Below are 24738 nucleotides of genomic sequence, written 5' to 3'. Positions count from 1 at the left end.
CCTACGCGACGTCGCTGGCGAAAACCGCCTTGCCCAGCGGGATCGGCGCATCCGGAATGACACGCCCCTTGAGCGGCACGCCGACCAGCACCGCTTCCACGTTGGCGACATTGGCGAACTGGTTGCGGGTCGCTTCGGGCAACGCAAGCTGCATCACCACGTTGCGGTCCAGTCCATGGGCGCCACCGCGCTGCACGGGCAGGATGGTGAAGGTGCCGACATAGGCGGATTCGTTCGGATGATCGCGATCGCGCAGGAAGACGCGGCAGCACAAGGGTTGGATCGGGACGTTCGAACGTTCGAAACGCAGGATGCGTGGCGCGCGGCCCGCATCGTTGAAGCCGCCGGACACCGCGAGCGTCACGCCCGCGCCCTCGGTCAGCACGGGATCCGGACGCTGGCGCGGCTGCACGCTCATGCCTTCGTAGACGTAGCCCAGCTTCTGCGTGTCGATCAGGTCGCCGACGGCGACGAGTTCGCGCCGTCCCTTCTCGTCGACGATGCTGTATCGCCGCCCACGCCACGCATAGTCCTGCGGTTCGGCTGCGGCGCCGTGCGTCTTGCGCCACATTTCCCAGATGCGGTCGACGTTGTTGTGGTGCGCGGTGAACAGCGTGTCGAATCCGGCGGTGGCGAACATGCCCATGTTGCCGCCGATCCAGTTGTGCACGTTGTTGTGGAAGCTCTGTTCGAGGTTCCCCTCGATCATGTCGCCGCTGGCGTTGTCGTAGGGATAACCACCGAAGGCGAAGAACGATTCCAGCGACAACGCGCCCGAGACGTCGAGGAAATCGTCGGGGATCACATCCTCCGGCCCCATCAGGCGCGTCGGATCGTCGAGGGCGTTGTCCTTGCCCCAATACGCGGCGGGGATCCTGCGATGCCGCGTCGCATCCCAATAGGGCAGGGCGAACTGCGGTTCCCTGAGCGCATCGCGCAGAACGCGTTCGACCGACCAGCTGAAGGCGCGGTGCCAGGTGAGGAAGTCCCAGCCCCAGTGGATCTGCAGCGCCGGCGTCACCGACGAGCAGTACAGCGCGTGCTGGATGGCCAACGCATGCCACCCGGTGGGATCGAGCGGATCGCGTTCGCTGCGCTGGCGCAGGAGGCCGACGCCATCGCGGAACAACTGCACGTAAGGATCGTCGGGGGAGAGTGCGCCGATGTCGCGTCGCACGGGAATGCCGGCCGGGCGCGGGGTCGCCGATGCCCATTGCGTGCCCGCCAGCGTTCCCAGCGCCATGGCGGGAATCGCCGACGCCGCGCCGAGCACCAGTCTCCGGCGGAAGGAATCGATGCCATCGCTGCGCATCACTTCGTCTCCGGGTTGTAGTAGCCACCGAACGTCCGCACGGGCGACCACGCCGGCAGGATCGGAGGAAGTTGCGGAACGAGGTTGCGATAGGGCCCGGCGGCGTAGACCGGATGTCCCGCGGTGATCGTGAGCACCGATTCGATGCGCGGGATGCGCGTTTCGGGGACGGTGAAAAAGTCTTCGCTCAGCAACGCCATGTCGGCGTACTGGCCGGGCGCCAGGCGACCCTTGACCTTGTCTTCGCCGCTGAACCACGCGCTGCCGACGGTGTACAACTCCAATGCCTTCGCGCGGTCGAGGCGATTGTCCTTCGACAGCAACTGCGTGCCGCCGACGCTCTTGCCCGACACCAGCCAGTACAGCGACGGCCAGGGGTTGTAGCTCGCCACGCGCGTGCCATCGGTGCCGGCGCCGACCGGAATGCCCGCGGTCAGCAGCGCGTTGATGGGCGGCGCATGCGAAGCGGCTTGCTCGCCATAGCGCGCGATGAAGTCTTCGCCCGCGAAGGCCATGCGGTCCTGGATCATCACGCCGCCGCCGAGTGCCTTGATGCGTGCGATCTGCGCGGGCTGGATGGTTTCGACGTGGTCGATCGCCCAGCGCAGGCCGGTGAATCCGGGGCGGCCCGCCGCCTTCTCTTCGCGGTCGACCGCTTCGAACACCGACAGGATGCGATCGATGGTTTCGTCGTAAGTCGCGTGGATGCGGATCGGCCAACGCTTGGCGACCAGGGTGCGCACGACAGCGGTGAGTTCTTCGCGCCACTTCGGATTGGCATCGAGGTCGGGGCGGTCGGCGCGGAAGTTCTCGAAGTCGCCCGCCGACCACACCAGGTTTTCGCCCGCGCCTTCGAGTTCGAAGCCATCGGTATGGTGTGTGTCGGTGTTCGTGCCGGGGCGTTCGCTTTCGATCCAGCTCTGGTAGTCCTTGAGCTCCTGCCCGGGTTTCTGTGCGAAGAGATAGTAGGAAATGCGCAGTGGCAGCCCTTCGGCGCGCGCCATGTCGACGCTCGCCGAATAGTTGGCCGGATACGCGTGGCCACCGCCGCCGGCATCGATCGCGGAGGTCAGGCCGAAGCGGTTGAGTTCGCGATAGAAGTGGCGCGCTGACGAGGCCTGTTCTTCCGGCGTGAGTTCGCCGAGGTGGCCCACTGCCTGGTAGAGGATCGTGGGCCGCGGCGTGGCGAGGATGCGTCCGGTCGGTTGGCCCTTCGCGTCCTTTTCGATCGTGCCGCCTTCGGGCGCTTGCGTATCCGCCGTGAGGCCGGCGACTTCCATGCCTTTCTTGTTGTAGATGCCCGAGCTGTAGAGATGCAACACGAACACGGGCGTATTCGGCGCCGCGTCGGTCAACTCCTGCGGCGTGGGCATGCGCTTCTCCGCGAACTGATACGGCGACCAACCACCAATCACGCGCACCCACTTGCCTTCGGGCGTCGTCGCTGCGGCCTTGCGCACCATCTCGAGCGCCTGCTTGAGCGTGGGCACGCCATCCCAACGCAGCTCCGCGGCGTAGTAGCGCGCTTCGCGCGTGGGATGCAGGTGCGAATCGTCGAGGCCCGGGATCAGGCGGCGCCCCTTGGCGTCGACGACTTGCGTGTGCGCATCTCGCAACGCGAGGATCGTCTTGTCGTCGCCCACATCGAGGATCGTTTCGCCCTTGACGGCGACGGCGGAGACAGTCGCGCCACCGGCCACCTGGGTCGTGACCTTCGCGTTGTAGATGATCAGGTCGGCGACCTCGCTCGCATGCGTGGCGCCGGCGGCAAGCAGGAGCAGGGCGATCGCGCCGGTGCGGACGGCGCCGCGTGCCTGGTTGCGTTGGAGGAGTGCGTTCATCGGAGCCTCGCTGTCGGTCGAAGGGTCAGGCCAGCACGCGCTGCAGGCAGGTGAGCAGCCGCTGCGCGGGAAACGGTTTGCGCAGCACGAAGGCCGCGCGGCTTGCCGCGGCGCGTTCGAGTACGTCGGGTTCGGTCTTCGCCGTCATCAGGATCACGGGCACCGATGGCGGCAGGCCGAGTCGTTCGGCAAGCGCGATCCCGTCCATGCCCGGCATCTGGATATCGGCGACGACGCATGCGAAACGGTGCGCCTCGCCCGCATCCAGGAAGGCTTCGGCGGAGTCGAACGCTGCAGTGGCGTATCCCGCCGCGCGGAGCAGGCCGGTGGTCGCCGAGCGCATCGAATCGTCGTCGTCGATGACGCAGATGCGCTTGCTTGTCTGTTCGGTATTCACGATGCGAACAATGCAGCGACGCATCGCGAATGAACATTATACGTGCGGGTTATCCGGCAACACGGATGCGGGCGTGAGCTGCAGATCGCTCGCCATGCGCACCAGGTCGGCGAGCGTGCGCGCCTCCATCTTGCGCATCGCCTGGCCGCGATGGATCTTGACGGTGATCTCGCTCAGGTTGAGAAGACCGGCGACTTGCTTGTTCATCTTGCCTGCGGTGACCAACGCCATGACCTGGCGTTCGCGTGGACTCAGCGTTGCGAAGCGTTTGCGGATGGCATTGGCTTCGCGTTCTTCGTCGCGACGTGCGCGATCCCGCTCGATCGCGGTGCCCACCGCATCGAGCATGTCCTGGTCGCGGAAGGGCTTGGTCAGGAAGTCGACCGCGCCGGCCTTCATGCCGCGCACGGACATCGGAATGTCGCCGTGCCCGGTGATGAGCACCACCGGCACGTGGATGTGCTGTTGCGCCAGGCGTTCCTGGAAATCGAGCCCGGAGATGCCCTGCAACCGCACGTCGAGCACGAGGCAGGACGGACATTCCTGTCGCGGCGCGTCGAGGAACTCCTGCGGCGAGCGATACAGCCGCGTTTGCATGTCGACCGAGCGGAACAGGCTGTCGAGCGCCTGCCTGACCGATTCGTCATCGTCGATGATGTGGACCAGCGCGTCCATCCCATGCCCATCCCGCGTCGCGCGATGTCGCTGGTCGGCATCTTCCGCCGAGCCCGGCGGGTTGGCAATTGCGCGCGCCGTCGACCAGGCGCCGCGGTGGAATGCGCGACCCATGGCCGCCTCCTTCAGTGCAGCCGGACCCTGCCGTAAGGCAGGACGGGCGCGCCGGCCACGAAGTCGATGTCGATGCGCGCGGGTGTGCTCGTGCGCGCCGGAATCACCTTCGTTGCGTAGTCGTCGCTCGCGCGATGCGTGGTGCGTCGAGTGGCGCGCAGTGCGCGCAGATCGAGGACGATCGAGGGGGCGTGGACGTTCATGGGAACACTCCGGGGGGGCTGGATCGACGCGTACAGCGTGATCGACACGCCCGGCCGGCACCATCAGACGAACGGACGCGCCACCCATCCATTTGTATGGTCGACTCATCCGGTGCGCAGTTACGCCAATCTCTTCGAGAGCCCGGCTGCCGCGTTCCTGGAGATCGACTTCTCCGATGTCGGCGCGATGGTGGCTGCGCTGCGCGCGTCCGGCGTCGCCGATTTGCGGCGCCACCTGCTGGCGCATCCGGAGCTGGTCCGGCAAATGATGCGCGCTGCGCGCGTAGTCGCAGCAAACGAACGCGCCGTCGAATTGTTCAGCCCGGGTCGAAAAGCGGATCTGCTGGGGTCCCCGGAGCGCTTCTGGCCCGATGCGTCGACGCCGATATTCGCCGAAAGCGTCGTTGCGGCCGTCACCGGCGAGCCGAATTTCCTGCGCGAAACCGTGCTGCGCACGGCGCAGGGCGCCGAGTTCGAGGCGGAGGTCGCGGTGCATTTCGATCCGGCCAACAACGATGGCGGATTCGTGACGGTCGGGTTCCTGGATCTCACGGAGCGCAATCGTGCGCGCGCGGCCTTCGAGCATGCGCAGTTCATGTACCGCAACATGTTCCATGGGATGGCGGTCCCGTTCCTCAGGATCGAGTCGTCCACGCTGCGCGAGATGTTCGAGCGGCTGCGCGAGGCGGGTATCGTCGACATCGACGCATATCTGGCGACGCATCCCGACTTCGTCTGCGCGGCGATGGAAAGCTTGCGGATCGTCGAAGCCAACCAGGCCGCGGTGCAGTTGTATCGCGCGAGGGATGCCGCGCAGTTGCTCGGCCCGATCTCGCGTTTTTGGAGCCCCGGCAAGGAACGCTTGATCCGGGACAGCTTCGCAGCCGGTTTCCGGGGGCAGGCCGGCTTCCAGGGCGAAACGCGCGTGCGTGCGATGGACGGAAGCGAGGTCGACGCGTTGATGTTCTTCATCGCCACGCCCGAGATGCGCGAGAAGGGCATCGTGCTCGTCGGCCTGATCGACCTCACCGAGCAAGTCGCGGCACGCGCCGCGCTCGAGGAGATGCGCAACGACCTGTCGCATGCCACGCGCTTGTCGGTGCTGGGCGAATTGACGGCGTCCATCGCCCACGAGATCAACCAGCCGCTGGCCGCCATCACGACGAGCACGGAGGCGGGCTTGCGTTGGCTGGATCGTGCGCAACCCAATGTCGGGGAGTTGCGTGCCGTGCTCACGCGCATCGTCGGCGATGCGCGCCGCGCGGCCGACATCGTCGACCGGGTGCGCGGGATGTCGACGCGCAAGGGGTCGCAGGCTTCCGATATCGCAATCAACAGTGTCGTCGAGGAAGTCGCGGCGTTCCTGCAGCAGGAATTGCGGGCGCATGACGTCGCAGTTCGCCTCGAGCTCGCCGATGGCCTGGAGGACATCCACGCCGATCGGATCCAGATGCAGCAGGTCGTCCTCAACCTGGTCGTCAATGCCATGCAGGCGATGGGCGGGGTTCCCGCGGATCGTCGTCGCCTGCGCATCGCCACCGGGCGTGCGGGCGCTGCCGAACTATTCGTATGCGTCGAGGATTCCGGGCCCGGCATTCCACCGGACCAGGTGCCGCGATTGTTCGAGCGTTTCTATTCGACCCGCGAAGGCGGCATGGGCATGGGACTGCGGATCTGCCGGTCGATCGTGGAAGCGCATGGCGGGCGGATCGAAGCGCTGGACAATCCCGAGGGTGGCGCGCGTTTCCGCGTGACCTTGCCGACGCGCGGCGAAACTCACTCCGACGCCGGATAGTCCCACACGTCGGGCGGCAACTTGTCCTTGAGCGATGCATACATGGCATCGCGGAACAACTTCAACGCCGGATACGGCCGCAGGGCGATCGTACGCTCCACGATCAAGCCCTGCGCGTCGTCGACGATCACCTCCAGGCTCTCGAACTTGTGCCCATCCATGGTCCCTTCCCAGCGCAGGAAGGTGGTGCGCGCATCGAGCTTGAATTCGGCCGTGTAGGCACCCGAACCGCGCGTCGAACTCGACTGGGCAAAGATCTCCGCGATGGCATCGCGCCCATCGATCGACCTTGCCAGGATCGGGCTGTTGAACACGACGTTTTCGGCAAGCAGTTCACGCACCTGGGCGGGCGTGGATTTGCCCGATTCCCGGAGTTTGCGCAACGGATGCATGGTGGTTCCTTCTTGTTCGCAGGGACGGAAAGGATGTCGGCCGTCGCAGCGCCCCTCAATTGCACCAAAGTCTGATGTCCCAAAAGGATGAGCGCGCCAAACCTTCGTCCGATGGAATGGCCGGCGACCGACATCCACCGTATGCCGGTGGCGCTGGCCACGTTCTCCACAACAGAGGCGTACTCATGAAAAAGTTTCCCCTTGTCCTTGCGGCGGCGGGCATGCTGATGACGACATCGGCATTCGCCGCCGTCAAAAGCGTTGTCCTCGTCCACGGCGCGTTCGTCGACGGCTCGGGCTGGAAGTCGGTTGCCGACATCCTCGAACGCGACGGCTATTCGGTGAATGTCGTGCAGGAGCCGTTGACGTCGCTCGATGCCGACGTCGCGGCAACGCGCCTGGTGCTGGACCGCGCGGGGCCGTCGGTGCTCGTCGGCCACAGCTGGGGTGGCATGGTCATTTCCGAAGCGGGCAATCATCCCGCCGCGCGCAGCCTGGTGTACGTCGCCGCGTTCCAACCGATCGCCGGCGAAAGCGCAGGCGCGTTGCAGGCCAAGGCGCCGCCGGCCGCAACCAGCGTCGTTCCGGTGGGCGGCGGCTTCCTGCAAGTGAAGCCCGAACTGTTCCACCAGGATGTCGCGCAGGATCTGCCGGAGCGCCTCGTGCATTTCTCGGCGATCTCGCAGGTCCCGATCGCCGGCGCTTCCTTCGCTGCCGTCGCGCAGTCGCCCGCGTGGCAGGCCAAGCCGAGCTATGCCGTCGTGGCCACGCAGGATCGCGAGATCAATCCGCAACTGGAGCGCTTCATGAGCCGTCGGGCGCGTTCGGAAACCATCGAGCTCAAGGCCAGCCATGCGGTCTTCATCTCGCACCCGCGCGAGGTGGCTGCATTGATCGAGAAAGCCGCGCAATTGTCCGATTGACGATCGCGTCGCATGTCCCGCGCCCGACAGGGAGGCCAAGCCACCCTGTCGGGCGTTTTTCAATCCGCCGCGGGCGTGGGATGGAATCGCGGCAGCAGGGTGAGGGCCGCGATCACGGGCGGCACCACGAACGCACGCACCCCGAACGCCGCGTAAGCCAGCGCGGCGAGCGCGCAACCGACGGCGAAAATGCAGACGCTCGTCGCCATGGTGGCGCTGCGCGCCTTGATCGCAGCGCGCGCCTCCGGCGACAGGCCGCCGCGCCACAGGTCGGCCACATCGATCATGACCTGCGTGGTGCTGCCGGTCATCAGCGTCGTTGGCGGTGCTTTCGGGAAATACACGCGATGGATGACGTTCTGGATCGCCATCGCCGCGACGAGCACCATGCCGGTCACGATCGAAGGCAGGTGGTCGCCCAGTGGAAACGGCCCCCACCAACAGGCAAGCACCGCTGCGACGAACAGGAGGAACACTTTGATCGCCAACAAGGTGCGCGTCGTGTTGGCGCCCGGGTTCGCCTTGCGCTGGCTCGCATAGCGCACCAGCAAGACGACCACGCAGAACACCGGCAGCGCGAGCAGCTTGGCGACGATACCGGAAGTGCCTTGCACCAGGCTGGCCCCGATGGTCACGAAGTTGCCGGTGACGTGCGCGGTGAACAGCCCCTGCATCGCGAGGAAGCCGGCGGCATCGACGTAGCCGCCGTTGAAGGTGAGCAACGCTGGAATCGTGATCTTCACGCCGCACCCATCAGAACGCGAAACACGAGCAGCCCAGTGCGCCCCAGAAGCCCTGGAATTCCCTGGTCGGTGCAGCGTGGTGGGCCGCATGCGAGTGGCGGTGCACGCTGCACGCATTCGCTTCGTCGTGTGCGTGATGGTGGGCCGCGGCGAATGCCGCCGATGCCTGCGCCAGCGTGGCGCCCTGGTAACCGCCGTAATGGCGGACCGGCGACCAGTCGGGCATCGGCTCGGGCAAGCGCGGCGCAAGCGCGCCGAAGTCGCCATCGCCGTGCACGATCTTGCCGCCGACGACGGTCAGCATGCTGGTGATGTCCTTGATCGCTTCGTCCGCGACGCTGAAATAATCGGCCGACAGTATCGCGAAGTCGGCGAACTGCCCGACCGCGAGCCGCCCCTTGGCGCCTTCCTCGTTCGAGAACCACGCACTGCCGTGTGTCCACTGCGCGAGTGCCTGCTCGCGTTCGAGCTGGTTGTCCTCGCCGTAGAGTTGCAATCCGCCCAGCGTGCGCCCCGTCGTCAGCCAGTACAGCGCGACCCAGGGGTTGTAGCTGGCCACGCGCGTGGCGTCGGTGCCCATGCCGAGCGGAACGCCCGCATCCAGGATGCGCCGCACCGGCGGCGTGCGTGCGGCGGCCTGCGCGCCGTAGCGCTCGACGAAGTACTCGCCCTGGTACGCCATCCGATGCTGCACGGCGATGCCGCCGCCGAGCGCGCCGATGCGCGCGATGTTGGCGTCGGAGACGGTTTCGGCGTGGTCGACGATCCAGCGCAGGCCGTCGAAGGGCACCTCGCGATCCACCTTCTCGTACACATCCAGGATGCGCGTGATGCTTTCATCGTAGGTCGCGTGGATGCGGAAGGGCCAGCGATTGCGCACAAGCAGGCGCACGACGTCCTCCAGGTCGCCTTCCATGCCCTGCGGCAACTCCGGGCGCGGCTGGCGGAAATCCTCGAAGTCCGCCGCCGTGAACACGAGCATTTCGCCGGCGCCGTTGTGGCGCAGCATGTCGTCGCCCTGGCGTGGCTCGAGCATCTTCGTCCAGCGGTCGAAATCCGCGAGCTCGCCGCCCTTGGTCTGCGTGAACAGGTTGTAGGCGATGCGCACCGTCAGTTCGTTGCTTGCATGCAACTGCTGGATGACCTCGTAGTCTTCGGGGTAGTTCTGGAATCCGCCGCCGGCGTCGATCGCCGAAGTGATGCCCAGCCGATTCATCTCGCGCATGTAGTGACGCGACGAGTTGCGCTGGTACTCGATCGGCAATTTCGGACCGGCGCCCAGCGTCGCGTACAGCAGGAGCGCGTTGGGCCGCGCGAGCAGCAGTCCGGTCGGATTGCCTTGCGCGTCGCGCACGATCTCGCCGCCCGGGGGATCGGGCGTGTTGCGGTCGTAGCCCACGGCGCGCAGGGCGGCGCCATTGAGCAGTGCACGATCGTAGAGGTGGAGCAGGAACACCGGCGTGTCCGGCGCGATCGCGTTGATCTCCGCCAGGGTGGGCAGGCGTTTCTCGACGAACTGGTGTTCGGTGAAGCCACCGACCACGCGCACCCATTGCGGCGCCGGCGTGCGCGCGACCTGCGCCTTCAGCATCGCCATCGCATCGGCGAGGCTGCGCACGCCGTCCCAGCGCAGTTCCAGGTTGTAGTTCAGGCCGCCGCGGATCAGGTGCGTGTGGCTGTCGTTGAGGCCCGGGATCAGCCGGCGGCCCCCTGCGTCGATGACGCGCGTCGCGGGGTGGGCCCGCTGCATCACCGTCGCCTCGTCGCCGATGGCGACCACCAGGCCATTTTCGACGGCGAGCGCGGTGGCGGCGGGCTGCGCGGGATCCAGCGTCGTGATCCGGGCGTTGCGAACGATCATGTCGGTCATCGCGTTCTCCGCGGCATCGCATCCAGCGCGAGGCGGCCGGCGCCGAGCAGTGCGATGGATGCCATCGACACCGTCCACAGCAGCGGATACTCGATGCCGCCGTGCATCCAGAACCAGCCGTGGGAAAGGTTGAGCGCGACGGTGGTCGCCAGGAAACCACTGGCAACAACGGCGGACGTGCGGGTGAACAGGCCAAGGGCGACGAACAGCCCGGCAACGGTTTGCACGCACGCGAGCACCAACGGAAGCGGTTCGAACGCCGGCAAGCCGAAGGCGTGCAGTTCATTGGCGAAGCCCGCCAGGCCCGGACCGCCGAGCCAGCCGAACAGTTTGCCGAGCCCATGCGGCAACAGGAAACCGCCTGCGGTCAATCGCAACAGCAACAGGCCGAGATCCGAGCGGCTCGATCCGACACGGGCAGTGGAACGGGCCCTGGGCAATGGCATGGGAGGGTGGAACGTGGCGTGGTGTCGCATGCGGGCTTCCCGAAACAAGAGTGACGTCCGGAAATCTATTCGYCGGGTGCAGGCGCGCCTATCGCCCTCGCGTTTGCGTCGACCACACGATGGTATGACGCCGCCTCCCCACATGCGTGATGTCGTCTGCGTGGCGTTCGCAGGACACTGGCGCCTCCCATGTTTCCGCGGATGCGGAGGAGTTCGAAAATGGCGATGAAGCACAACGTGGTGAAGTCGGGAGGCGGGCAGGCGCTGTTCGATGTGTCCGACGCGGTGATCCTGTTGCTCGACCACCAGTCGGGCCTGTTCCAGACGGTGAAGGACATCGGCGTTGCCGAGTTGCGCGCGAACACGACGATGCTCGCCAAACTCGCCAAGCTGCTCGACATCCCGGTGATCACCACCGCGTCGGAGCCCAACGGGCCCAACGGCCCGCTGATGCCCGAGATCCACGAGAACGCGCCGCACGCGAAATTCGTCCCGCGCAAGGGCGAAGTGAATGCCTGGGACAACACCGACTTCGTCGAAGCGGTGCGCGCCACCGGGCGCAAGACGCTGATCATGGCGGGCGTGTGGACGAGCGTGTGCGTGATGTTCCCGGCACTCGACGCGAAGGCCGCGGGCTTCGATGTCTACGCCGTGATGGACGCCTCCGGCGATCCGAGCGAGATGGCCTCGCGCACGACGCTGGCGCGCTTCACGCAAGCCGGCATCGTGCCGACCAGCGCCAACGCGGTGCTGTGCGAAGCGCATCGGACCTGGGCACGCCCGGAAGCCGCCGACCTGGCCAAGCTGTACGGGATGGTGGCGCCGAACTACGCCGCGGTCGTGGAAAGCTACGTCCGCGCGCAGTCGGCGGCGAAGCCGTCGGCGTAGAAGGAGGCCCCATGAAGCCGTACTTGTTCTCGCTCGGCGCCGGCCTGCTGGTCGGGATCGTGTATGCGCTGCTCCACGTGCGATCGCCGGCGCCGCCGGTGATCGCGCTGGTCGGCCTGCTCGGCATCCTGATCGGTGAACAGATCCCGCCGTTGGTGCGCGATGCGTTCCACCGCGAGGCGAAGTACGAGGCGCCCGTGGCATCGGAGCCGGACCGGCGCGCGTGATGGGATTGCGGCGCACGCTGGCGTTCACCGCGTGCATGGGCGCTTCCACGCTCGTGCATGCGCAGGCGAAGGTCGAAGCCGGCATCGATTGGCGCGAACGGCTCGAAGCCACCGATGCGCCGGCCTTCGGCACGCATGGGCAGACGGGCAGCGACGTCGCGTTCCTGCAACGCCTGCAACTGCACACCGACATCGCGCTCACCGATCGATGGACGTTGCACGGTGCGCTTGAAGACGTGCGCACCTTCGGCAAGGAACATCCCACGCCCACCGATCGCAATCCGACCGATCTGCGCACGGCGTGGATCGCCTACACCCGGCCATGGCGGGACGCGACGATCAAGGTGCAGGTCGGTCGGCAGGAACTGGCGTTCGGGCAGCAGCGTTTCCTGTCCGTGCGCGACGCGCCGAACGTGCGGCAGGCCTTCGATGCCGCCTGGCTGCGCGTGGCACGCGGCGCGTGGACGGCCGATGCCTTCGTCGGCCGGCCCGTGCAGTACTTCGCCGATGAACCCTTCGACGACAAGAGCGGCCCCGAGGCGCGGCTCGATTTGCTGCGCGTCGAACGGAAGATGCGCCATGCCGGCGCGGTGACGGCGTATTACGCGGGCGTGCACAACGAAGACACGCAGATCGCCGACGTCGCCGGGCGCGAACGTCGCCACGCGATCGACGTGCGATGGGCGAAGGAAGGCGAAGACACCGGATGGGATTGGGACGTCGAAGGCATGGTGCAGTGGGGACGCGTCGGCCCTGCCGACGTGCACGCCTGGGCGGCAGGTGCGCGCGGCGGCTACGCCTTCGCGCGGCGCTGGCGGCCGCGCATCGGGCTGCAGCTCAATGGCGCGTCGGGCGATCGACATGCGGGCGATGGGCGCCTGGAAACGTTCAATCCCTTGTTCCCCAATGGCTCGTACTCGTTCTCGCGGGCGGGGCTGACGGGTTACCTCAACCTGCTGCAGGTCAAACCGTCGTTGCAGATCTCGCCGACGGACAAGCTCGTCCTCGGCATCGCCCACGCGAACGTGTGGCGCGACACGACGACCGACGCGGTCTACCTGCAGCCGGACGTCGCGATCGATGGCACCGCGGGCGTTGCCGGTCGGCGAACGGGTGCATACCTGCAATTGCGCGCGGATTGGGAACTCAACGATCGCGTTTCCTTCGCCGCGGAATTCGTCGACTTCCGCATCGACGATGCGATCCGCGCGGCCGGAGGATCGGACAGTCGTTATGGATCGGTCGAGGCCGTCGTGACCTGGTAAAGCGCTCGCGATCGCAATCGCCCACGCGGGTGAGCGCACGGCACCGACCGGCCAGAGTAGATTTTCGTGCTTTCGCAGCGGGAAGTTCCAGATGGCCATGCGATTGATCTCGTGCCTCGTCCTTGCTTGCGCAATCCTGCTCCCCGGCATCGCGCTCGCCCAGGATGCACCGAGCGAAGCGGCGAGCAAGCCCTACGACGGGATGCCGAAGATCGCCCCCATCGGCGTGCGCATCGCGAAGTACGCCGATGTTCCGGAAAGCGCCAAGGGCCCGCCGGTCGACGCGGCGAAAGGCTATCGCCTGCAGGATCTCGGCGATGGCCTGTACATGATCACCGACAACGCCAACCAGTCGATGTTCCTGGTGTACGACAAGGGCGTGGTCGTCGTCGACGTGCCGCAGACGTATGCGGCGAAGATGAAGCAGGCGATCGCCGAAGTGTCCGACAAGCCGATCACGCACATCATCTACAGCCACGCGCACAAGGACCACATCGGCGGCGCCGGCAGCCTCGGCGGCCATCCGGTGATCATCGCGCACGAAGAAACCAAGAAGCTGCTCGAGCGGGACAAGGATCCGGATCGCCCGCTGCCCACCGTCACCTTCAAAGACAAGTACACAGTGAATGTCGGCGGAAAGGTGCTCGAACTGTCCTATCACGGCGGCCCCGCGCACTTGCCCGGCAACATTTTCATCAGCGCACCGAAGCAACGGGTGTTGATGGTCGTCGACGTCGTCTTCCCCGGATGGATGCCGTGGCGGCGCTTCGCGATCGCCGAAAGCGTGCTCGGCTCCATGGCGCAGGCGGAAGAAATCGCGAAGCTGGATTGGGACACCTTCATCGGCGGGCACGTGACGCGAAGCGGAACGCATGCCGACGTCCAGGCCCAACTCGACTTCTACCGCGATCTCAAGCAGGCCGCGGCCGATGCGCTGGGATCGACGAAGCCGGGCGAGGGCGTGGATCCTGGCGACATGGCCAATCCGTGGGCGGTCTACGACAACTTCATCGATCGCGTCGTGGTGAAGTGCATGAACGCGATCACGCCGAAATGGCAGTCGCGCCTGGCCGGGTTCGACGTGTTCGCGTGGGACCAGTGCTTCTCGATGGAGCAGGTGCTGCGCATCGAATAGCGTTGTCGGAGGAATCTCGGATGGCCAAGGGCTACTGGGTGATCGCGTGGCGATCCATCTCCGACCAGGCGGCCGTCGGGCGCTACGTCGCGCCCGCGACCGACGCGATCGTGGCGGGCGGCGGTCGCGTCATTGCTGGCGGCGAGCCCGCAAGGGCCTACGAAGAGGGCCTGCAAACGCGACTGGTCATCGTCGAATTCGACAGCCTGCAGGCGGCCATCGCCGCGTACGAGAGTCCCGCCTACCAGGCGACGCTGCCGCACCTGGTCGGCGCCGCCGAACGCGACGTGCGGGTCATCGAGGGTATCGAGGCCGCTTCGCCCTGATCGTCATTTGCGCAGGAAGGCTTCGATCACCCGGACAGCCTGGTCGGTTTGCTCTTCCATGATCCAGTGGCCGGCGTCGGTGATCACCGCGCCTTCGACGTTGTCGGCGACGGTGGCGACCTCGGTCTTCATCGATGCGCCATAGGAATGGTCGCCGCCGATCGCGAGCACCGGCAATTTCAACTTTCCGCCTTTCGCGAACAGCGCCTGGTTGTCCTTGGCGTCCTGCGCGAACGCGCCGAACTGGCCGCTGGTCGCATCGTGGATCGCACCCGGGCGCGCATACAGCGCGGCGTAGTGCGCGCGCGTGGCTTCATCGATGCCGGCGGGATTGGCGGACATGTCGTTGTAGAACCGATCGAGCAGGATGCGCTCGCGGCCGGCGACGAGGCGTTCGACATCCGGCCCGCGGAAATTGAAATGCCAGACCTTGGGATTGAGCAGTTGCTTGTCCCAGCTGCCCAGGCCCGGGAGCGGCGCATCGATCAAGACCCATTTGGTGACGCGATCGGGAAACTGCGCGATCAATGCGTATCCCACCATGTTGCCGATGTCGTGCGTCACCAATTGCACCTTGTCGACTTTCAATGCATCCAGGATTCGGGCCACGTCCCGCGCCTGCGCGGCCTTCTCGTAGCCGCCATCCTGGTGCGAAGACAGGCCCATGCCGCGCAAGTCGGGAACGATCACCGTGTGGTCTTTCACCAGGCGCTCGGCGAGGGGCTGCCACATGTCGCCTGTGTCGCCGAAGCCGTGCAACAACAACACCGCCGGACCGTGCCCGCCGACGCGCACGTATTGGGTGCCACCGGTCACGGCCATGTCGCTGCCATGAAAAGCCGCGGAGTAGGGATGGACTTCGGCGTGTGCGCGACCCAGTGCGCTCAACCCCAACAGCAGGGCCAGCAGGACGGTCGCGTGCAAGCGGGAAGGGGAGCTCATCGGTGGCGTCCTTGGTGGGGTCGATTTGGATGGAACGCGGTAAACGGCGCGGCCACGGTCAACGTGGCCGCGCCCTGGTCAGGTCCGCGTGATGGCGCGCGCCGGACCCGCGATCAGCCCTTCTTCTTCGCCGGCACCGGGCGGTCGATCAGCAACAGCATGCCGCCGAAGATCGCGAGGTTCTTCAGGAACTGCGTCAACTGGTCCTGGAAGGACGCAGCGTCGGCGCTCCAGAAGCCATGGAACACCAGCGTCACCGGAACGATGAACAAGGCGAGCGCGAGTGCGGCCAGGCGCAACTGCTTGCCGATGATCAGCAGCAGGCCGGCGCCGACTTCGATCGCGATGGTCGCGACCAGCAACAACTTGGGCAGCGGCACGCCCGAGGCGGCCATCCAGCCGGCCACGCCGGCGAAGGTCGTGATCTTCATCAGGCCGAGGATGAAGAAGATGGCGCCGATGGAGATGCGCGCGATGGGATAACGGATGTTGGAAAGAGCGTTCATGGTGGGGTCTCCGAAAGAAAGGAAATTCAGGGAAGGTCGAACAGCAGGATTTCGGTATCGGTCGCGTGGTCGAGGACGACTTCGGATTCGTCTTCGATCTTCAGCGCATCGCCGGCACGCAACGCGATGCCGTTGACGCGCACGCCGTTGCCGCGCACGACGTGGACATACGCGCGACGTCCGGGCGCGATGGCATGTTCGATCCGGTCCTGCCCGTCGAGCACGGTGGCGAAGATCGAAGCGTCCTGGTGGACGCGCACCGAGCCCTCGCGCCCGTCCGGCGTCACGATCGGCAGCAGGCGCCCTTGCTTGCTCGCGTCGGTGAAGTTGCGCTCCTCGTAACTCGGCGCCGAGCCGCGCTGGTCGGGGAAGAGCCAGATCTGCAAGAAGTGGACGCGTTCGTTGGGCGAGTGGTTGAACTCGCTGTGGCGCACGCCGGTGCCCGCGCTCATGCGCTGCACGTCGCCGCGACGCAGCACCGAGCCGTTGCCCATGCTGTCGCGGTGTTCCAGCGCGCCGTCCAGCACGTAGGAAATGATCTCCATGTCCTGGTGGCCATGCGTGCCGAAGCCCTGGCCGCCGAGGACCTTGTCCTCGTTGATCACGCGCAGCGGGCCGAACGCGATGTGGTTCGCGTCCTGGTATTCGGCAAAGGAAAAGGAATGGCGCGAACTCAACCAGCCGTGCTCCGCACGACCGCGTTCTTCGCTCCGACGGACCTGCATCATCGCTTGCTCCAATCGCCTCTATGTGCGAACAATTCGAATGTGGCCGACTCCCGGGAAAACTGCAGCGGTTTCGGCTTGGGCGGCAGTCTGGGCGCAGGCGTGGCGCAAGAAAAGCGAGTGGTTTGCCTTCCTATGATCGAGAAATTCGAATGTTGCGGCTGAGCCTGGACGCCCTGCAGATCCTGGATGCCATCGACCGGCGCGGGTCCTTCGCCGCCGCGGGGAAGGAGCTGCACAAGGTGCCCTCGACGATCTCCTACACGGTCGCCAAATTGGAGGAAGACCTCGATGTGCAGGTCTTCGAGCGGCAGGGGCCGCGCGTGACATTGACGCCTGCCGGCGCGGAGTTGCTGAAGGAAGGGCGCTACCTGCTCAAGGCGGCGCAGGATCTCGAACAGCGCGTGCGCCGCGTGGCCTCGGGCTGGGAAACGGAGTTCGCGCTGGGCATGGACTCGATGCTCTCGCCGATGGGCCTGCTCGACGACGTGCGCGACTTCCATGCGATCGCCACGCAAACGCACCTGCGCATCGAACTCGATGCCTTGTCGGGCACGTGGGAAGCGTTGCTGGAAGGACGCGTGGATTTGGTCGTCGGCGCGGCGGGCGAGGGGCCCTCGGGTGGTGGCTATCTTTCCGAACCGATGGGCGAGGTGGGGTTCGTGTTCGCGGTTTCGCCCGAACATCCGCTGGCGCGCATCGACCGCCCGCTGACGAAGCTGGACCTGCAGGAACATCGCGCCATCGTCGTCGCCGACACCGCGCGCAAGTTGACGGCGCGCACCGTCGGCGTCTTGTTCGGCCAACGCGCGATCACCGTGCCCGACATGCGGACGAAGTTGGCGTTCCAGAGCGCGGGGCTGGGATTCGGTTTCCTTCCCGAACCCTGCACGCGCGAGCCGATTCGCGCCGGCCGTCTCGTCGCGCTGACGGTGGAAGAACCGCGTTTACCCGAAACCTTCCACCTGGCCTGGCGCAGCAGCGAGCGCGGCGCGGCACTGGATTGGTGGCGCGAGCGCCTGCGTGGGCCGACGACCTTGCCGCGGCTGTTGCTCGGGCGCCCGGATCACCCACCCGGGTAAGTCACGCGGCGGCGTGGCGCGTGGTGCAGTTGCGCCTTGCCGCAACGCGAGGATCCGGGCGATGACAGACGAACAATTGTCGATCGATCGCGCGGATCCCGCCTTCTGGCGCGTCCGCTTCGACAACCCGCCGATCAACCTCGTCAATCCCGACACGCTGGTCGAACTGGATGCGCTGGTGACGCAGATGGAGACGTCGGACGACCTCAAGGTCGTCGTGTTCGACAGCGCCGATCCCGATTTCTTCCTCGCCCACTGGGACATCGCACCCAGCGCGCAGACGACGCGCTCGGGTGGGTCGCCGCCGCCCTGGTTGGGGATCGCGCCGCGCCTGGCGAACGTACCGGTCGTCAGCATCGCGTCGATCCGTGGCCGCGCACGCGGCATGGGCAACGAAATCGCGATGGGCTGCGACATGCGCTTCGCAAGCCGCGAGCGCGCGGTGTTCGGGCAACCGGAAGTCGGGGTCGGCCTGATCCCCGGCGGTGGTGGAACGGAACGCTTGCCGGCGTTGATCGGACGCGCGCGCGCGATGGAAGCGATCCTCGGTGCAGGCGACTTCGACGCGGCAACCGCCGAACGCTACGGTTGGATCAATCGCGCATTGCCGGATGCGGAACTGGACGACTTCGTCGACACGCTCGCGCGACGCATCGCGTCGTTCGACAAACAGGCCCTGGCCCTCGCCAAGGGCTTGCTCAATCGCGATGCGCTCCCGGACGGCGCGTCGCTCAAGGAATCGCAAGCCGCGTTCTTCGGCGCGTTCGCATGGCCGCAAACTCAGGCGCGCGCGAAGAAGGCGTTCGCGCTGGGCGTGGGAACGCGCGGCGACTTCGAGATGCGATTCGGCGAGCGCCTGTCCGAACTCGCGCCTTGAGCGCTTATCGCACGGAGACCTGTTCTTCCCAACCGCCGCCGAGCGCCTGGTACAGGGACACGACGGCGGACAAGCGATCGGCGCGCGCCTGGATCAGTGCGATTTCGCCGGCAAGCAGGATGCGTTGCGCATCCTGTTGCTCGAGGTAGGGCGAGTAACCGGCGCGGTAACGATTGATGGCCAGTTGCAGTGCGGCGGACGCGGCATCGCGTTGTGCGGCGGTCGCGGTTTCCTGTTCGTCGAGTCGTTCGATCGCCGCCAGCGCATCCTCCACTTCGCGGAATGCCACCAACACCGTGCGGCGATACGTGTAAGCCGCCTGGTCGCGACGCGCCGCGGCCGCATCGGCCTGCGCATGCAATTTGCCGCGCTGGAACAAGGGCGCGAGGATGCTGCCGCCCACCGCGAACACATCGATGCCACTGCGCAGGATGTTGGAATCCACGCGTCCGCCGGACGCGGTGAGCTGCAGGCGGGGCATGAAGGCCGCGCGCGCTGCATCCAGGCTCTGGTCGGTGGAAGCGAGTTGGTGTTCGGCCTGGGCGATGTCGGGTCGCGCGCGCAACAGCGCCGAAGGAACACCGACGGGCGGAACCGCGGGCATGTGCAGCGCAATCAGTTCGCCGCCACGATGGATGTCGCCGGGTTCCAGCCCCAGCAAGACGCGCAGTCCGTCTTCCTGTCGCGCGATCGCCAGTTGCGTCGCGGGAATGAGTTGTTCGGCACCGTGGTAGTCGGTTTCGGCCTGGCGCAATTCCAGCAGCGAGCCATAGCCGGCGTCTGCGCGCCTGCGTACCACGCGCACGGTTTCGCCGCGGGTCTGCAAGGTCTCGCGAAGGAGCTGGAGGCGTGCGTCCAGCGCGAGCAGCGTGACGTAGCCGCTGACGGTGGTGGCGATCACCGCCAGGCGCACGGTTTCCCGCGCATCCTGCGTTGCGAGCAATGCTTCGCGTGCCGAACCGGTGGTCGCCGCAAGACGTCCGAACAGATCGACTTCGTAGGCGGCCGAGACCAGGCCTTGCCCATAGGTCGAATCCAGGCCACGTCCGAACGCGCTCACCACGCGTTGGCGTCCGCCGGCGAACCCGAGTGCGACATCGGGCCCGGCCAGGCCGCTCGCGTAACGATATTGCGCGCGTGCTTCGTCGACGCGTGCGGCGGCGACGGCCAGGTCGATGTTGCGGTCCAGCGCAGTGGCGACGAGCGCATCGAGCGTCGCATCGCCGAAGCCGGTCCACCATTGCGAATCGATGTGCGCCGCGTTCGCCGGCAGCGTGGTGCGCCATTGCGCCGGTGGCACGACAGCGGAGGCGGGCGGCGTTTGCGGTCGCGGTCCCGCGCAGGCCGCGAGCAACGCAGCACACGCCGCGGTCGCGATCGGCTTCACCGGCCGATCTCCACGTGCGTGACCACCGACATCCCCGGGCGCAGTCGTTGCAGGCCTTCCTGGCCCGGATCGATGGCGATGCGGATGCCGATGCGTTGCGGCACCTTCACGAAATTCCCGGTCGCGTTGTCGGGCTTGAGCACGGCGAACTCCGAACCGGCCGCCGGCGAAATCCGCTCGACGCGGCCGGTGAATTCCTTGCCATCCAGGCCATCGACCGTGAAGCGCACGCGTTGCCCGGGTTGGATCCCGGCGGCTTGCCGTTCCTTGTAATTCGCGATGACCCATCGGTCGACCGGCACCAGCGCGAGCAGCTGTACGCCATTGGTGACGTACTGTCCGAGGCGCACGCCGACTTCGCCGATCTGGCCGGTTTCGGGGGCGCGCACGACGGTATTGCCGAGATCGATCTGCGCCAGGTGCAACTGCGCTTCAGCCGCCTTGACCTGCGCGACAAGGCCGTCGCGCCCGACATCCACGGTGCGCAGATCCTCGTGCGCGATCTCGCCGCTGGCGATCGCCTGTTGCACGCCGGCTTCGGCCTGTCGCAAGGCTGCTGCCGTCTGGTCGCGTTCGCGGATCGAGATCGAGCCGTCGCGCACCAGGTCGTCGGCGCGCGCCATGTCGGCGCGTGCGCGCAGCAGTTGTGCGCGCGCGTTCGCGATGCCGGCGACCTGCGACTGGATGCCAGCCGCCCGCGATGCATGCGCCTGCGTGCTGTTGGCAAGTGCGGCGCGCTGCGCGGCGAGATTGGCGATCGCCTGCTCCACGCGCGCGCGATAGATGCGATTGTCGATGCGCACCAATTCCTCCCCGGTGCGCACCTGCGCGTAATCGCGGACCTTGACGGCGACCACGTAACCGCTGACCTGCGGTGCGATGAAGGCGATCCGTCCGCGCACGTAGGCGTTGTCGGTGGTTTGCACGCCGCCACCGAAGGGCCACAGGTCCCAGGCCGCGAGGATCGCCAGCACCGCGACAATCGCGGCGATGACGGTGACCACGATCTGCCACCGACGCAAAGGCGGCGGCCGCCACACGGGCGGCGAGGGCGCCGCTTGTGCAGGAGACGGCGTGGCCGCGGGCGGCGGAACGGAGGACGGTTCGGTGCTCATGTCGATGAGGCCAACGCAGCAATGCGTTCCCGGCGGGCGCGCAGGACGATCAGATAGGCCACGTAGAGTCCGGTGGCCGCGCCGAGAAACGCGACGACCTTGAACACCACGTCGTAGGCGAGAACGGCCGCTTCGCGATTGAGGGCCTGGGTGAGCAAGGCGCCGCCGCGCGCGATGCGCAGGTTGGGATCGATCACGGTGGGCGCCAGCGCCGATGCACCGCCCTGCAATCGCGCCGAGACCTGCGGATCGCTTGCGACCAGCCGTTCGGACAGCGATTGCGCATGCGCGCGGGCTTCGTATTGCTGGATCGTGCCGAGCATGGCCGAGCCGGCGAGGCCGCCGATGTTCTGCGTCAGGCTGAACAAGACGATGATGCTGACGAACAAGTCCGGCCGCCGGGCGCCGAGCATGCGCGTGAATCCGAACACCAGCGCCGGCCCCACGAACAGGCTGGTGCCGAATCCGATCAGCGCCTGGCTGAAGTACAACTGCTCCGGCCGCGTCAGGTTGCTCGCATCGCTGTCGAGCCACGCGCCGAGCGCGATGATCCACGCGGCGATCATCACCTGGTAGGGAAGCCGGGACATCGAGAGCGTGAAGCCTGCGGTCAACGTGCCGAGCACCATGGCGGCGAGCACCCAGAGGAACAGCGTGCGGAGTTGATCGTTGGTCAGGCCGCCCGAGGTCAGCAGGCCGACCGCGCCGTAGGTCTGCTCCGCCAGCGCCAGCCGAACGAGCACGGCGACCGCCGCGAAACGCAGGATCTCGCGGCTGCCGAGCCACGCCATGTAGAGCAGGGGTTGCTCGCGCGATCGTTCGAGGAGAATGACCATCGTGAGCAGCAGGACGAAGGCCACGAGCGTCCAGCCCAGCCACGGCGTGTCGGTCCACCACACGACGCGACCGAGCCCGAGCACGCCGCACAGGCAGAAGATGGCCGGCACGAGGACGGCGATGGTCACGTAATCCAGTCGCTCCAGTCCCGGCTTGCGATCGGTCGGTGGAAGCGGAAGCACCGAACTGAGCACCAGGCAGAGACAAGCGCTCGCCAATTCGATCAGGTGCAGTCCGTGCCAGGCATCCTGCGCGAGGAGTTCGACGGGGAACAGGCGCGCGATGGGCGTGGCCAATTGCGGCAGCACGATGGCCATCGCGAGCGCGGAAGGCCGCATGCGCGCAGGCATGGCCTGCAGCAGTGAATACAGCCCCAGCGTCGTCAGGCCCGAGGCCGCCATGCCACTCGCGAAACGAATGGCGAGCGCCGCGGTGTAGCCGGGAAACGCGAATTGCAGCAAGGCCATCGCCGCGTAGAACAGGATCACGGCGCGCGTGATCGCGGGCACGCCGAACCGGAAGCGTGCGCGGATCAACATCAGGTTCGCGCTGGCATTCGCCGCAATGGCCACCGCCACCAGCCAATTGGCCTGCACCGTGTCCCGGCCGATACCGCCGGCGAGGGCGTTGACGTTGACGTTGACCAGCGCATTGCCCAAGGATCCCAACACGCCGATGCTGACCCCGAGCGCCGCATAGGCCACGCGCCGGCGCACCGGATGCCAGGGCGTGTACGGCCCACCCGGCACGATCGGGTATTCCTCCGGCTTGAATCGATAAGGATCGAGGCGTGCGTCGGACATCGCGACAAGCGTCGCTCCAACCCGCGCCGCCGCCGCATCACCCGTTCGGGTGCCCGCATCAGAAACTTGCTTGCAATGCCGCTTCGATGCGCGATCCGGCGAAGTCCTCGCCGAAGATGCGCTTGGCATTCGAATCGGTGCCGTGCGCGGTCACGCGCAGTTCGAAGGGCGCGTGGAAGGCCCACACGGCACTGACCGAGCCATGCGTGTAGCCGTCTTCGGCGACCACTGCGTCGTCAAGAAAGTAGTGCGCGAGCGCGGCTTCGAAGCGGAAGGTGTCGTTCACCGGGTGCTTCGCGCCCACCAGCGCGTAGGTACCGCTGGCGTCGTAGCCGAGCGCTTCGTCCGACCAGCCGACCGACGCCCAGTAGTTGTTCTTCCAGGTGAGCGTGGAATTCAATTCAGTCCAGTTGAGGTCGATCGTCGTGGACGGGAACTGATAGCGCAGGAGGTTGATGTCCAGCGCCCAGTCGTCGGACAAAGCGTTGCTCCAACCGACGGTGAAATCGAGTTCGCTGCTCGCGTGCGTTTCCGGCGCGAACTCGACGCTCGAGCCCCACACCGATGCATACAGCCCGGACGCCCCGGCGACCTTGAAACCCGCCTGCACCGCGGGGTCTCCGTGCGTCTGCGTGCTTCCGCGCCAGACGTAGTCCGACGTCAGCGCCGCGTTGCCGCTGAAATCGGCAGCCTCGCTGCGTGCGGGGCCCAACGCGCATGCCAGTGCGCAGATCGTCGTGATCAGGGGCAGGGCGGTTGTGCGCGCCCGGAATTGCGCATGCATCGAGCCATCCTTCGATCCACAGGTGGCCCGGTCCGGCCACGCGGCAATTGTCGAAAGTCGGCCCCTCAAATCTCCATTCCCGGGAACGTGCGTGCGCATCAATTCGGCGTAAACCCGGTGGCCGTCGATCCTGATCAATGCACCGGCTCCAGCGCCTCGTGCAGGATCCGCAACACCTCGGCGATGGTCGCCGGATGGTTGAACAAATGGTGGTCGCCCGGCACGACGAGGGTCGAGCGCGCGCCTTCGATCAATGCACTGTCCAGCGGCACGGAGCCGTCGGTTTCCGGCTTGCGTCCGGGAATCGCGGCGGCGATCGTGTGGAAGGGGATCCGCGCGCCCGGCATCAGGGATTCGCTGGCCACGCGCACGGGTTGCGTGATCTGCAAGGATGTGACGCTGTCGACCGAGCCGCGCCGATACAACGTGCGCAACTCCGGTCGGACCGCATCGGGGTCGGCAGTGGCGATGCGTTGGAGCGTATCGATCTCCGGCGTGCGGCGGCCCACCAGCAGTCGCGTGAACCGGCCGAGCGCGGTCGATGCACGCGGACTGCCGCGATGCGGCGTTGCGATGAAGATCGCACGGGATACGCCCGGGAGCGGCGCGAAGGTAAAAACCTCCTGCACCGAGCGCACGTCGGCATCGCTTGCCTGTACGCGTTCGGGCGGGGCCTGGAAGGCCGCGTCCCAAAGGACGTTGCCGCTGTCGGCGCACAGCAGGCGCGAGACCACGCCGCCGAAACTATGGCCGATGAGCACCAGGTGCTCGCGCGCCGCTGCATCGCCGCGCGGATCGAGCAAGTCGTACGCGGCGATCAGGTCGTCGTGCACGCGCCGGCGCGCGACGATCGCCGGGACATTCGTCTGGTACAGCACGTGCCATGTCTGGAATCGCGCACGCAGCTGCGCATCCTGTGCAATGGCCTCCGTCAACGGCAACCAGATCAGCGGGCTGCTGAAAAGGCCATGCAGCATCACGAGCACGCGTTTGTCGGCGTCGTAGCCCTGCGGCAGGTGGACGCCCGTGCGATCGGCGGTATGTTCGCCGCCGACCAGCCCGCGCAGTGCCACCCGGAAGTGCCGGAGGTTGTCCCGCGCGGAAGTGACGGGCAGCAGCGACATGCCG

General features: G+C 66.7%; 25 protein-coding genes and 1 pseudogene. 9 read left to right on the top strand and 17 right to left on the bottom strand.

Annotated elements, in window-relative coordinates:
* Position 1 precedes the first annotated feature (1 nt).
* The 5 genes from AC1DOM_RS09205 to AC1DOM_RS09185 form a co-directional block, all read right to left on the bottom strand.
* On the bottom strand, positions 2-1312 hold the full coding sequence (locus AC1DOM_RS09205) for a tyrosinase family protein (RefSeq protein WP_498962456.1): 1311 nt from the start codon (positions 1310-1312) through the stop codon (positions 2-4).
* A complete protein-coding gene (locus tag AC1DOM_RS09200) occupies positions 1312-3153 on the bottom strand; it encodes an amidohydrolase (RefSeq protein WP_498962454.1) in 1842 nt (613 codons plus the stop codon). Before AC1DOM_RS09200 ends, AC1DOM_RS09205 begins: the two co-directional genes overlap by 1 nt.
* Positions 3154-3178: 25 nt before the next feature.
* Positions 3179-3550, bottom strand: coding sequence for a response regulator transcription factor (locus AC1DOM_RS09195; RefSeq protein ID WP_498962452.1), 372 nt, complete (start codon positions 3548-3550; stop codon positions 3179-3181).
* Between the two features lie 36 nt (positions 3551-3586).
* Positions 3587-4225 (bottom strand): response regulator transcription factor, encoded by a 639-nt coding sequence (locus tag AC1DOM_RS09190; RefSeq protein WP_498962511.1) that lies wholly within the window; start codon positions 4223-4225, stop codon positions 3587-3589.
* Positions 4226-4350: 125 nt separating this feature from the next.
* On the bottom strand, positions 4351-4542 hold the full coding sequence (locus tag AC1DOM_RS09185; protein ID WP_498962450.1) for a hypothetical protein: 192 nt from the start codon (positions 4540-4542) through the stop codon (positions 4351-4353).
* A 112-nt stretch (positions 4543-4654) separates the two neighbouring features.
* Here AC1DOM_RS09185 and AC1DOM_RS09180 point away from each other — a divergent pair, with 112 nt between their 5' ends.
* Positions 4655-6337, top strand: coding sequence for a PAS domain-containing sensor histidine kinase (locus AC1DOM_RS09180; protein ID WP_498962448.1), 1683 nt, complete (start codon positions 4655-4657; stop codon positions 6335-6337).
* On the opposite strand, the gene AC1DOM_RS09175 is transcribed toward AC1DOM_RS09180, so the two are convergent.
* On the bottom strand, positions 6319-6729 hold the full coding sequence (locus AC1DOM_RS09175; protein WP_498962446.1) for a nuclear transport factor 2-like protein: 411 nt from the start codon (positions 6727-6729) through the stop codon (positions 6319-6321). The two genes, AC1DOM_RS09180 and AC1DOM_RS09175, sit on opposite strands and share 19 nt — an antisense overlap.
* Positions 6730-6914: 185 nt before the next feature.
* Here AC1DOM_RS09175 and AC1DOM_RS09170 point away from each other — a divergent pair, with 185 nt between their 5' ends.
* Positions 6915-7652 (top strand): alpha/beta fold hydrolase, encoded by a 738-nt coding sequence (locus AC1DOM_RS09170; protein WP_498962444.1) that lies wholly within the window; start codon positions 6915-6917, stop codon positions 7650-7652.
* Between the two features lie 59 nt (positions 7653-7711).
* On the opposite strand, the gene AC1DOM_RS09165 is transcribed toward AC1DOM_RS09170, so the two are convergent.
* From AC1DOM_RS09165 to AC1DOM_RS09155, 3 genes are read right to left on the bottom strand one after another with little or no spacing between them, the layout of a single operon-like run.
* Complete coding sequence (locus AC1DOM_RS09165; RefSeq protein ID WP_498962442.1) at positions 7712-8395, bottom strand: YoaK family protein; 684 nt, start codon at positions 8393-8395, stop codon at positions 7712-7714.
* A gap of 10 nt (positions 8396-8405) precedes the next feature.
* The gene (locus AC1DOM_RS09160; RefSeq protein WP_498962440.1) at positions 8406-10265 is read right to left on the bottom strand and encodes an amidohydrolase; all 1860 of its coding nucleotides are present in this window, start codon (positions 10263-10265) and stop codon (positions 8406-8408) included.
* The gene (locus AC1DOM_RS09155; protein ID WP_498962438.1) at positions 10262-10711 is read right to left on the bottom strand and encodes a DoxX family protein; all 450 of its coding nucleotides are present in this window, start codon (positions 10709-10711) and stop codon (positions 10262-10264) included. The genes AC1DOM_RS09160 and AC1DOM_RS09155 overlap by 4 nt, the downstream gene beginning before the upstream one ends.
* A 219-nt stretch (positions 10712-10930) precedes the next feature.
* On the opposite strand from AC1DOM_RS09155, the gene AC1DOM_RS09150 reads away from it, so the two are divergent.
* From AC1DOM_RS09150 to AC1DOM_RS09130, 5 genes and pseudogenes are all read left to right on the top strand, one after another.
* Positions 10931-11599: an isochorismatase family protein gene (locus AC1DOM_RS09150; RefSeq protein ID WP_498962436.1), complete on the top strand. Its 669-nt coding sequence runs from the start codon at positions 10931-10933 to the stop codon at positions 11597-11599.
* Between the two features lie 11 nt (positions 11600-11610).
* Positions 11611-11760, top strand: a pseudogene (locus AC1DOM_RS09145) (DUF1427 family protein); the annotation flags it as partial.
* Between the two features lie 65 nt (positions 11761-11825).
* Entirely contained in the window at positions 11826-13091 is a 1266-nt protein-coding gene (locus tag AC1DOM_RS09140; RefSeq protein ID WP_498962434.1) for an alginate export family protein, read from the top strand.
* Positions 13092-13182: 91 nt separating this feature from the next.
* The gene (locus AC1DOM_RS09135; protein ID WP_498962432.1) at positions 13183-14226 is read left to right on the top strand and encodes an MBL fold metallo-hydrolase; all 1044 of its coding nucleotides are present in this window, start codon (positions 13183-13185) and stop codon (positions 14224-14226) included.
* 20 nt (positions 14227-14246) lie between these two features.
* Entirely contained in the window at positions 14247-14552 is a 306-nt protein-coding gene (locus AC1DOM_RS09130; RefSeq protein ID WP_498962430.1) for a DUF1330 domain-containing protein, read from the top strand.
* A gap of 3 nt (positions 14553-14555) precedes the next feature.
* On the opposite strand, the gene AC1DOM_RS09125 is transcribed toward AC1DOM_RS09130, so the two are convergent.
* The 3 genes from AC1DOM_RS09125 to AC1DOM_RS09115 form a co-directional block, all read right to left on the bottom strand.
* On the bottom strand, positions 14556-15494 hold the full coding sequence (locus AC1DOM_RS09125; RefSeq protein WP_498962428.1) for an alpha/beta fold hydrolase: 939 nt from the start codon (positions 15492-15494) through the stop codon (positions 14556-14558).
* A gap of 113 nt (positions 15495-15607) precedes the next feature.
* Positions 15608-16000 (bottom strand): DoxX family protein, encoded by a 393-nt coding sequence (locus tag AC1DOM_RS09120; protein ID WP_498962426.1) that lies wholly within the window; start codon positions 15998-16000, stop codon positions 15608-15610.
* Between the two features lie 26 nt (positions 16001-16026).
* Positions 16027-16728 carry a pirin family protein gene (locus AC1DOM_RS09115; protein WP_498962424.1) on the bottom strand — a complete coding sequence of 234 codons (702 nt, stop codon included), beginning with the start codon at positions 16726-16728 and terminating at the stop codon, positions 16027-16029.
* A gap of 152 nt (positions 16729-16880) precedes the next feature.
* Here AC1DOM_RS09115 and AC1DOM_RS09110 point away from each other — a divergent pair, with 152 nt between their 5' ends.
* The gene (locus AC1DOM_RS09110; RefSeq protein WP_498962509.1) at positions 16881-17807 is read left to right on the top strand and encodes a LysR substrate-binding domain-containing protein; all 927 of its coding nucleotides are present in this window, start codon (positions 16881-16883) and stop codon (positions 17805-17807) included.
* Positions 17808-17868: 61 nt separating this feature from the next.
* Entirely contained in the window at positions 17869-18684 is an 816-nt protein-coding gene (locus AC1DOM_RS09105) for an enoyl-CoA hydratase/isomerase family protein (RefSeq protein WP_498962422.1), read from the top strand.
* A 4-nt stretch (positions 18685-18688) separates the two neighbouring features.
* Here AC1DOM_RS09105 and AC1DOM_RS09100 read toward each other — a convergent pair whose 3' ends face one another.
* The 5 genes from AC1DOM_RS09100 to AC1DOM_RS09080 form a co-directional block, all read right to left on the bottom strand.
* Positions 18689-20071 (bottom strand): efflux transporter outer membrane subunit, encoded by a 1383-nt coding sequence (locus AC1DOM_RS09100; RefSeq protein WP_498962420.1) that lies wholly within the window; start codon positions 20069-20071, stop codon positions 18689-18691.
* A complete protein-coding gene (locus tag AC1DOM_RS09095) occupies positions 20068-21186 on the bottom strand; it encodes an HlyD family secretion protein (RefSeq protein WP_498962418.1) in 1119 nt (372 codons plus the stop codon). The genes AC1DOM_RS09100 and AC1DOM_RS09095 overlap by 4 nt, the downstream gene beginning before the upstream one ends.
* Entirely contained in the window at positions 21183-22826 is a 1644-nt protein-coding gene (locus tag AC1DOM_RS09090; RefSeq protein ID WP_498962416.1) for an MFS transporter, read from the bottom strand. Before AC1DOM_RS09090 ends, AC1DOM_RS09095 begins: the two co-directional genes overlap by 4 nt.
* A 58-nt stretch (positions 22827-22884) precedes the next feature.
* Positions 22885-23610, bottom strand: coding sequence for a TorF family putative porin (locus AC1DOM_RS09085; RefSeq protein ID WP_498962414.1), 726 nt, complete (start codon positions 23608-23610; stop codon positions 22885-22887).
* A 134-nt stretch (positions 23611-23744) separates the two neighbouring features.
* Entirely contained in the window at positions 23745-24734 is a 990-nt protein-coding gene (locus AC1DOM_RS09080) for an esterase/lipase family protein (RefSeq protein ID WP_498962412.1), read from the bottom strand.
* Between the last annotated feature and the right edge of the window lie 4 nt (positions 24735-24738).

It is taken from the genome of Lysobacter sp. P5_B12 (assembly GCF_056400425.1).
Note: the sequence above shows the minus strand (reverse complement) of the source record. Positions and strands in the feature narration are given on the sequence as shown.

Coding starts and splice junctions, on each gene's coding strand:
- AC1DOM_RS09085 (WP_498962414.1), bottom strand. CDS start 23,610: ATGCATGCGCAATTCCGGGCGCGCACAACCGCCCTGCCCCTGATCACG.
- AC1DOM_RS09105 (WP_498962422.1), top strand. CDS start 17,869: ATGACAGACGAACAATTGTCGATCGATCGCGCGGATCCCGCCTTCTGG.
- AC1DOM_RS09155 (WP_498962438.1), bottom strand. CDS start 10,711: ATGCCATTGCCCAGGGCCCGTTCCACTGCCCGTGTCGGATCGAGCCGC.
- AC1DOM_RS09185 (WP_498962450.1), bottom strand. CDS start 4,542: ATGAACGTCCACGCCCCCTCGATCGTCCTCGATCTGCGCGCACTGCGC.
- AC1DOM_RS09120 (WP_498962426.1), bottom strand. CDS start 16,000: ATGAACGCTCTTTCCAACATCCGTTATCCCATCGCGCGCATCTCCATC.
- AC1DOM_RS09140 (WP_498962434.1), top strand. CDS start 11,826: ATGGGATTGCGGCGCACGCTGGCGTTCACCGCGTGCATGGGCGCTTCC.
- AC1DOM_RS09150 (WP_498962436.1), top strand. CDS start 10,931: ATGGCGATGAAGCACAACGTGGTGAAGTCGGGAGGCGGGCAGGCGCTG.
- AC1DOM_RS09205 (WP_498962456.1), bottom strand. CDS start 1,312: ATGCGCAGCGATGGCATCGATTCCTTCCGCCGGAGACTGGTGCTCGGC.
- AC1DOM_RS09135 (WP_498962432.1), top strand. CDS start 13,183: ATGGCCATGCGATTGATCTCGTGCCTCGTCCTTGCTTGCGCAATCCTG.
- AC1DOM_RS09160 (WP_498962440.1), bottom strand. CDS start 10,265: ATGACCGACATGATCGTTCGCAACGCCCGGATCACGACGCTGGATCCC.
- AC1DOM_RS09095 (WP_498962418.1), bottom strand. CDS start 21,186: ATGAGCACCGAACCGTCCTCCGTTCCGCCGCCCGCGGCCACGCCGTCT.
- AC1DOM_RS09125 (WP_498962428.1), bottom strand. CDS start 15,494: ATGAGCTCCCCTTCCCGCTTGCACGCGACCGTCCTGCTGGCCCTGCTG.
- AC1DOM_RS09175 (WP_498962446.1), bottom strand. CDS start 6,729: ATGCATCCGTTGCGCAAACTCCGGGAATCGGGCAAATCCACGCCCGCC.
- AC1DOM_RS09080 (WP_498962412.1), bottom strand. CDS start 24,734: ATGTCGCTGCTGCCCGTCACTTCCGCGCGGGACAACCTCCGGCACTTC.
- AC1DOM_RS09170 (WP_498962444.1), top strand. CDS start 6,915: ATGAAAAAGTTTCCCCTTGTCCTTGCGGCGGCGGGCATGCTGATGACG.
- AC1DOM_RS09115 (WP_498962424.1), bottom strand. CDS start 16,728: ATGATGCAGGTCCGTCGGAGCGAAGAACGCGGTCGTGCGGAGCACGGC.
- AC1DOM_RS09090 (WP_498962416.1), bottom strand. CDS start 22,826: ATGTCCGACGCACGCCTCGATCCTTATCGATTCAAGCCGGAGGAATAC.
- AC1DOM_RS09200 (WP_498962454.1), bottom strand. CDS start 3,153: ATGAACGCACTCCTCCAACGCAACCAGGCACGCGGCGCCGTCCGCACC.
- AC1DOM_RS09130 (WP_498962430.1), top strand. CDS start 14,247: ATGGCCAAGGGCTACTGGGTGATCGCGTGGCGATCCATCTCCGACCAG.
- AC1DOM_RS09190 (WP_498962511.1), bottom strand. CDS start 4,225: ATGGACGCGCTGGTCCACATCATCGACGATGACGAATCGGTCAGGCAG.